Genomic DNA, 3,096 nt, shown 5'->3' with positions numbered 1-3,096 from the left:
CTGAAGCTGCGTAGTCGCTTGCCTGCCCGCACCAGCGCGCGGCAGCGGCGGCTTTCGCCTGCACTTCGCCGCTCGCCAGTTCGGCGCGCTTTTTCGTCTCGGCCATCAGGATGGCGTCGTCTGTCTCCGCGACGAAATCGGGGATGTATTCCGCCTGCACCGCGCCAAGCTGGTAATAGATTTGAAACAGTCCCTTGACCGGGCGGAACCACTTTTGCGCATCGCGTTCGAGGATGACGGCAAAGCGCCGTTCGGTATCGGAATGAAATTTTTGCAGCGGGTACAGGCATTTTTGAAAACCGTTAAACAGCATGCTCTTGATGCGGCTGACGTCCGCGACTGTTTCGCGGAAATGGTGCGGCTGGCCCGCCGTCGCGGTGAAGTTGCAAGGCTTGAGCGCGGTAAAGCCACGGCTGACCCGCACCTCAAATCCCGCCGCTTCTGCAAAGAAATGCGCCTGCATTTGTGCGTGGATTTCCCCGGCGATGAGCTTTGCGTTCCTTTGCAGCACGTTGAGCGCCTCGTCTTCCGTCAAATAACTGCGCAGGTGTTGCACCATCCGCCCCGCCAGCTCGTACAGCAGTGCTGACTGGGTGAAATAATCCACGTCGTCATAATCCACCAGCTCCCGCACGATGTAATCCTCCACGCGCTGCTCCCAGCGGCTGCTTTCCGCCGCTATGCGCTGCTGTTCGTTATTGAGCAGCCCGTGCAGCAGGATTTCATCCGCGCCCGGTCGCAAATGCAGCCTGCTCACGTCCAGCGTGAACGGATGAAAGCCTGTCGTTACCTTGCCGGTTGGCACGACGCTAATGCGCGGAATATCAATCGTCTGCTGCGCGACGGTCGCCGCTGTCGCCGCGACCACTGCCGCCACATCCAGCGGCGTGTCGGGCAGCAATTCGCCCTGTTTGGATTGCAAGCGCGCCGCCACTTCCGCCGCAATCGCCGCCTGTACTTCAGGCTGGCGTAGCGCGGCGCTGGTTGGCAACAAATCGCGGCGGGTTTCGTATTCCTCAATGACCTCCAGCGTAACCCGCGCCGCTGCCTTCTCCGCTTCACTGCTGAAGACAGGCGCGACATCGTCCGCCGCTGCCAGTCCCAGCCGCGTTTCCACATTGGAAGCCACCTGCACGCTTTCCTTTTTCTCGGCAGCGGCGGGTTCCGCCAAAATCACCTGCTGCAGCCGTAGCAACGAATCGCCTCGGTTTGCCTCATCAACAATTTCCTGAAACTTGTCATGGGCGACGATATTTAGCCAATCCACCGCCTTCACCCCGGTGCGTTTGCCGTAGGGCAGGCGTAGACCGCGACCAATACTCTGCTCCACCAGCGTGCGCGCATTGGCGGCGCGTAGCGGCACGATGGTGTAGAGGTTGGTCACGTCCCAGCCCTCTTTCAACATATTGACGTGAATGACGATTTCCGTCGGCTCGTCGCAGCTTTCCACCGCAAGCAGGCGGGCGACCATCTCCTCCTCGTCCTTGCCGCTCTTGCTTGAATCAACCTGAATCACCTTGCCTGCATAGCGCCCGGCAAAAAACTGCGGCGATTCCAGCAGCGCCTTGAGCTGCGCCGCGTGCGTGGTGTCGCGGGCAATTACCAGCATGAACGGCTTGACCGCCGTTTTCGCGCGCATAGGTGAGCAGCTCGATTTTGGTCGTTTCATGCAGGCGCACGCCGTCTTCCAGCTTGATTTGCTCGATTTCCTCCGGCGAATACACATCCGCCTGGAAATGGTCGCGGGTGGCGACGGCAGGCTCCTTGACGAAGCCGTCCGCCATTGCCCGCGCCAGCGGATAATCCATGATGACATTGCGGAACGCGACCTGCGCCTTGCCCGCTTCCACAAACGGCGTCGCCGTCAGCTCCAGACCGAACAGCGGCTTGAGTTCGTTAATGGCGCGCATTCCCGCTTGCGCGCGGTAGCGGTGCGACTCATCCATCAGCAGCACCAAATCGGGCAGATTCGCCAAATGATTGAAATAACTGTCGCCCAGCACCTCGCGCATCCGCTTGATACGCGGTTCCTTGCCGCCGCGCACCTCGCTGTTAATCTTGGCGATATTAAAGACATTGATACGTACCTCACTCCAGAACTCGCCACTAAACATATACTGCTGGTCGTAATTGTCGCCGGTAATCACGCGCGGCGCTTGCTGCGCAAATTCGGCAATGCCCTTGAAGACATATTTCGGTGTGTTCGGGGTGAAATCGGCAATCAGCTTGTTGTAAATGGTCAAGTTGGGCGCGAGGACAAAGAAATTGTTAATGCCATAGCGCAGATGCAAATAGGCAATGCAAGCGCCCATCAAGCGCGTCTTGCCGACCCCGGTCGCCAGGGCAAAACAAAGCGAGGGAAACTCGCGCTCAAAATCGCTTAGTGTCGGGAACAGCCCCTTGAGCGCGGCGAGAATGGCGGCAACATCGCGCTCATGCTTGAGCATCGTTGGCGCGGCATCGAGCGCCTGCGCCAGCTTGGCAAGCGATTCCGCCTGCGGCGGGCGCAAAGAAAGGCGGCTGCTGATAGCGTGCAGAATGCGGTTACTCATGACTTATCTCCGGCAAACAAATCGCCTTGTGCCGCTGCCTTGTCGCCGCTATCGGCAGATTTTCCGGCGGTTGCCATGGGCAAATTGGCAACATTCAAGCTGTAATCGTCATGCTCCCATTCGCAGCGCTGCAGAATTTCGCGCGGAATCTTGCACAAGGTCAAATTCGGCCAGCGTTCCGCCGCCTGCGCGGCAGAAATGCCATGAAAGGCACTGCAACAAATCAACAAACTGCGCCCCGCGCCGACCTCATTGGCAATCGTCTGCAATTGACTGACGGAAAGATTCTGCGTGGTTACATAAATAAAATCGCGCTCACTCGAATAGCCATGCTGCCACCACAAGGTTTCTGAAGGCTGATAGGTAAAACCCTGAATCTTTGCCAGCGCTTCTGCCAATTGCGCCGCGTTGTAGGCGGGGTTAATGATTGATTGCCCCAATGGTCGCGCACAATCAGCGTTGGCGCCAATTTGTAATAGCGGAAACCGCCACCGCCCTGCCAATTGACTGCTTTAGAAATACCGCCCTGGTCTTCGCCGTCAAT

At 58.3% G+C, this 3,096-nt stretch carries 2 pseudogenes; both read right to left on the bottom strand.

Annotation, left to right across the window (positions count from 1 at the left end):
- Nucleotides 1-2,552, bottom strand: a pseudogene (locus tag Q0349_RS14170) (DEAD/DEAH box helicase family protein); the annotation flags it as partial.
- Nucleotides 2,549-3,096, bottom strand: a pseudogene (locus Q0349_RS13025) (site-specific DNA-methyltransferase); the annotation flags it as partial. The pseudogenes Q0349_RS14170 and Q0349_RS13025, both read right to left, overlap by 4 nt.

It is taken from the genome of uncultured Cardiobacterium sp. (assembly GCF_938028185.1).
Classification (GTDB): domain Bacteria; phylum Pseudomonadota; class Gammaproteobacteria; order Cardiobacteriales; family Cardiobacteriaceae; genus Cardiobacterium.
Note: the sequence above shows the minus strand (reverse complement) of the source record. Positions and strands in the feature narration are given on the sequence as shown.